The sequence below is a fragment of the Lysinibacillus sp. fls2-241-R2A-57 genome (assembly GCF_030209535.1).
Classification (GTDB): Bacteria; Bacillota; Bacilli; order Bacillales_A; family Planococcaceae; genus Lysinibacillus.
In genome coordinates, this window is sequence record NZ_JARVRU010000137.1 from 1 (window position 1) to 5322 (window position 5322).

Sequence of the window (5322 nt, forward strand, 5' to 3'; positions counted from 1 at the left end):
CGTCAGCGGCAAATGTTTTATCTGTGCGAAAGCGAAGCGTCAGCAACAAAGCGCCGACCGGAACGGAAATCAACCTTACGTTTTGGCGATGGAAAAACCATAAAACGCTATGCTAAATATTTTGAATATATGCTAAAATAATTATATTAATAGGAGCTAGGAGCTGACACAATGTCAATTAACACAATTATTTTTGATTTAGATGATACGTTATTATGGGATAAAAAATCTGTCAAAACAGCATTTGAAAAAACATGCGAATATGCAGCGACAATACATAATGTGAATCCGGCTGAGCTAGAGGAGGCTGTGCGTAAAGAAGCACGAGCGCTTTATGAAGGCTATGAAACATATGATTATACGGTGTTAATCGGTATTAACCCATTCGAAGGACTTTGGGGAACATTCGATGATCCAACAGATTCCTTCCAAAAAATGAAAAATATTGTACCGGGCTATCGTACAGAAGCGTGGACAAAAGGCTTAGCAGCTCTTGGAATTGATGATGCGCAGTTAGGAGCGGAGCTAGGGGAGCGTTTTGTGGCAGAGCGAAAAGTGTCCCCATTCTTATATGAAGATACTTTTGCTGTGTTAGATAAGCTGAAAGGAAAGTATCAACTCGTACTACTGACAAATGGAGCACCAAGTTTACAAAATTTAAAGCTAGAAATTACACCAGAAATCGCGCCTTATTTTGATCATATTATTATTTCTGGGGACTTTGGTAAAGGGAAACCAGATGCCTCTATTTTCGAGTATGTCATGGAGAAAACGGGTATTACGGCGGACGATGCGATTATGGTTGGAGATAACTTAAATACTGATATTTTAGGATCATCTCGTGTTGGAATGCGTAATGTTTGGATCAATCGTGAAAACACTACACTAAATGGCGTAGTCACTCCAACATATGAGGTTGATTCTTTAACTGCATTATTAGAACTTGTAAATAAGCTATAAGGCAAAAAAATGTACTGATTCAATCATAGGGTCAGTACATTTTTTGTTTCTTGAAGTTTATCAAATAAAAGAAGGTTTTATCGACAATGCTAGCATGATACCTTTGGCCCAAAAATAAAAAAGCAGAGAGTATTTGTACTCCCTGCTTATAAAGTAAAATTATAGGTTAATCGCTCTTACTTCATCAATATTTTCAAGCTGTGCAACGAATGTTAGATCTTCTTCTGATACAGCATTATCGACTGTTAGCATCATGACAGCTGTACCGCCAACTTGTGCACGACCAACTTGCATTGTTGCGATGTTAACATCTTTTTCTGCTAGCTTTGTTGCTACGCGGCCGATTGCACCTGGTTTGTCAGTATTTTTAATGTAAAGAAGGTGACCTTGTGGAATAACGTCAACAACATAATCTTCTACTTTGACAATACGTGCACCTAGACCGTTTAATAATGTACCAGCCACTGAGTGTGTTTCATTTGCTGTTTTAATTTCAATTGTAATTAAGCTAGTAAAGCCTTTAGCAGTTGTTGTTTTATGCTCATTAATTTTCATGCCGATACGTTCAGATAAATAGCGAGCATTTACGTCATTTACATGATTACCGTGATTTTTAGATAATAAACCTTTTAACGCGTTTGACGTTAATGGACGTACATCATAATTTGCTACTTCACCAGCATAAGATAAGTTGATTTCTTTCACAGGCTCAGTTGTAAGTTGAGATAAGAATGAACCAAGTTTTTCAGCTAATTCGAAGAAAGGTTCAACTTGTGCAAGTAATTCTTTTGGAATAGATGGCATGTTCACTGGGTTAGTGACAGTACCTGTTTTATAGAATTTAATGATGTCGTTTGATACGTCAACAGCTACAGATTCTTGTGCTTCGATTGTAGATGCACCTAAGTGAGGTGTTGCGATGACTTGTGGTAAAGTAAGTAGCTTGTGATCCGTTGCTGGCTCACTTACGAATACGTCAAGAGCAGCACCTGCTACTTTACCTTCTACGATGGCATCATATAAATCATCCTCATTGATAATACCGCCACGTGCACAGTTAATGATACGCACGCCATCTTTCATCATAGCGAATTTTTCTTTGTTAATAAGATTACGTGTTTCAGGAAGAAGAGGTGTGTGTACTGTAATGAAATCTGCTGCTGCACAAATTTCTTCAACTGTTGATTTTGTTACGCCTAACTCTTTAGCGCGTTCATCAGTTAAAAATGGATCGTATGCCATAACGTTCATGCGTTGACCTTTTGCACGATAAGCTACTTCCACACCGATACGACCGAAGCCTACAACACCTAAAGTTTTATTTTTAAGCTCAACTCCAACATAAGATTTACGATCCCATTTACCGTTTTTAAGTGTATTGAATGCTTGTGGGATGTGACGAGCAAGTGAAGTCATCATGGCAATAGTGTGCTCAGCAGCAGAGTTAGTGTTACCGTCTGGTGCATTTACAACGATAATACCATGCTCAGTTGCAGCAGTTAGATCAATGTTGTCCACACCTACACCAGCACGTCCGATAAGTTTTAAGTTTTTAGCCGCTTCAATTACTTCGCGTGTTACAGTTGTTTGAGAACGTACTAGTAAAACATCTACATCCGCAATTTTTGCGATTAATTCTTCTGGTGCAAGACCAGTGTCTACAATGATATTTAAGTCTAAATCTTGTTCTTGTCGAAGTGGGAAAATACCATCTTCACTTAGTGGGTCAGCGATAAATACGTTAATTGCCTTTGTTGCAGTAGTCATTTGTAATGTAGTCATTTGTAATTAGCTCCTTTTAATTAAAAAATGTTAGTGTTCTTTATAGACGAAACAGTCTGAATTTTATAGAGATTGTACATCTTACAGCATACAAATCTCCTTTGTAGAAAAGAGAATAATAAAAAAAGCCTTCCGCGCCTTACAAACACAAAGATTGTGTTGTAAGGGGCGAAAGGCATAATAAACATTGGTTCGCGGTACCACCCTTAATCACTGCGTGAAAGATTTCTTGCAGTCTTAGCTATATGCGTAACGTGCATGTGACGGATAAGCTTACTTTGGGAGTGTTCGGCTTATCTATTCAGGAGTGGAACTATTATCGTAGAAATCACTGATTTACACCAACCATCAGCTCTCTTTGGATTTTCTTGCGACTAGCGTGTCTCCGTCGTTATATTTTCGTGTGATTTAATTGTTAACATCATAAACCTTATTGTTCACCTTTGTCAACGATATTTCTAAAAAAGATTAAAAAACTTGACTTTGGTAGTCCGAAAAATAACCAAAAGCGAACTTTATTATATTTGTAACATTGAATTGTTCGTCTTTTTACAGAGGACAATGAAAGCGCTACCGATATGTGTTAAGTCAGATTACATGGGCATTTAATAAATATTAAAGGTCGAAAAATATATGGGAATTAATTGGGATTAAATAGATTATTTGAGTAAAACTTTCATTGCTTTGAGGAGGAATGCGAACATTTTTTTCTTGTCACATTTTCGTCAAAAATACAAAGTGTAGAAGGTAAACCATCAATTTGAGAAGAATGTAAGTAAAGTAAGATTGATTTTTAGGGGGGAGAATGATGTATGATGTAGCAATTGTCGGTGCAGGGCTGGCAGGTTTAGTAGCTGCCTGTGAGTTAGCGGATGCAAAGAAAAAAATTTTGTTAGTAGATCAAGAACCTGAAAATTCAATGGGGGGACAGGCATTTTGGTCTTTTGGCGGTATATTTTTAGTGAATACACCCGAGCAAAGAAGGCTTGGCATTAAGGATTGTAAAGAGCTTGCATGGCAGGATTGGCAAGGGACGGCTGGCTTCGATCGCTTAGGGGATGAGGATTCGTGGGCGCATAAATGGGCCAGAGCTTATGTAGATTTTGCAGCTGGTGAAAAATATGAATGGTTAAAGTCTGTAGGTATTAAGTTTTTCCCTATCGTCGGTTGGGCAGAACGTGGGGGCTCTTTAGCAGGCGGACACGGAAATTCAGTACCTAGATTTCATATTGTTTGGGGAACCGGTCCTGGCATTGTAAAGCCTTTTACTGAAAAAGTGAAAAAGGCCATAAAGGATGGTTATATAGATTTTAAAGCAAGGCATCGTGTAGATGAGTTTATTCAACAAGATGGAAGAATTGAAGGAATTAGTGGAACAGTTTTGGCTCAAAGTTATGCAAATCGCGGTGAAAAAAGTTCTAGGCTAGGCATCGGCGAATTTTCTTATGAAGCGGATGCCGTTATTGTGGCTAGCGGTGGAATAGGTGCTAATTTTGATTTGGTTAGAAAAAATTGGCCAGCGCGACTTGGCACACCACCTGAAAATATGATTAGTGGTGTACCTGCTTTTGTTGATGGCAGAATGCTAGAAATAACTGAGCATGCAGGGGGGCGTATCGTTAATCGAGACCGCATGTGGCATTATACGGAAGGCTTGAAAAATTGGGACCCTATTTGGCCAAATCACGGTATTCGAATTTTACCAGGCCCTTCATCATTATGGTTTGATGCGGAGGGCAATCGATTTGGCGCACCGAATTTTCCAGGCTTTGATACGTTAAGTACGTTAGAAGCAATTCAAAAAACGGGCTATGATTACTCGTGGTTTATTTTAACTGAAAAAATTATTGAAAAAGAATTTGCACTATCAGGCTCTGAGCAAAATCCTGATTTAACAAATAAAAGCATTAGTGATGTTCTGAAACGTGTTTTGCCAGGTCCACCTGCCCCAATTCAGGCATTTAAAAAACATGGTGAAGACTTTGTTATTGCTAATGATTTAAAGGAGCTAGTTGATGGAATGAACAATTTGGCGGGCAATGAGCTTCTTGATTTTATAAAAATAAAGGAGCAAATTTTAGCAAGGGATCGTGAAATGGACAACAAGTTTACAAAGGACTTACAGGTTAATGCCATTCATGGTGCGAGAAACTATATTGGTGATAAAATTGTGCGCGTTGCGAAGCCCCATAAAATACTAGATCCAAAAAATTGGCCACTTATTGCGGTACGATTAAATATTTTAACGCGTAAAACATTAGGAGGCTTACAGACAAATTTGGATGGTGCTGTGTTAGGAATGGATGGTCAACCTGTACCAGGTTTATTTGCTGCCGGGGAAGTTAGTGGTTTTGGTGGTGGCGGTGTACATGGTTACCGTGCTTTAGAAGGGACATTTGTTGGTGGCTGTTTATTTAGTGGACGACAGGTAGGGCGATATTTGGCAAAAGGAGAATAAAGAAATTTAGAAAGCTCTAGTGAGAGGCGAAATCGCTCAGGTCCAAGTGAAAAGCGCTCGGGTGAGCCGAGAAACCGCTCAGGTCCAAGTGAAAAGCGCTCGGGTGAGCCGAGAAACCGCTC

General features: G+C 38.9%; 3 protein-coding genes. 2 read left to right on the top strand and 1 reads right to left on the bottom strand.

Going from position 1 to position 5322, the window contains the following annotated elements:
• Positions 1 to 171 precede the first annotated feature (171 nt).
• Positions 172 to 960: an HAD family hydrolase gene (locus tag QRN68_RS19550; RefSeq protein ID WP_285398573.1), complete on the top strand. Its 789-nt coding sequence runs from the start codon at positions 172 to 174 to the stop codon at positions 958 to 960.
• Positions 961 to 1119: 159 nt separating this feature from the next.
• Here QRN68_RS19550 and serA read toward each other — a convergent pair whose 3' ends face one another.
• The gene (gene serA / locus QRN68_RS19555; RefSeq protein WP_285398575.1) at positions 1120 to 2727 is read right to left on the bottom strand and encodes a phosphoglycerate dehydrogenase; all 1608 of its coding nucleotides are present in this window, start codon (positions 2725 to 2727) and stop codon (positions 1120 to 1122) included.
• Between the two features lie 820 nt (positions 2728 to 3547).
• Here serA and QRN68_RS19560 point away from each other — a divergent pair.
• Complete coding sequence (locus QRN68_RS19560; RefSeq protein WP_285398574.1) at positions 3548 to 5200, top strand: FAD-binding dehydrogenase; 1653 nt, start codon at positions 3548 to 3550, stop codon at positions 5198 to 5200.
• Positions 5201 to 5322: the final 122 nt, after the last annotated feature.

Bases quoted from the DNA above. Each gene is read 5' to 3' on its own strand.
- QRN68_RS19550 (WP_285398573.1), top strand. From the start codon at position 172: ATGTCAATTAACACAATTATTTTTGATTTAGATGATACGTTATTATGG.
- serA (WP_285398575.1), bottom strand. From the start codon at position 2,727: ATGACTACTGCAACAAAGGCAATTAACGTATTTATCGCTGACCCACTA.
- QRN68_RS19560 (WP_285398574.1), top strand. From the start codon at position 3,548: ATGATGTATGATGTAGCAATTGTCGGTGCAGGGCTGGCAGGTTTAGTA.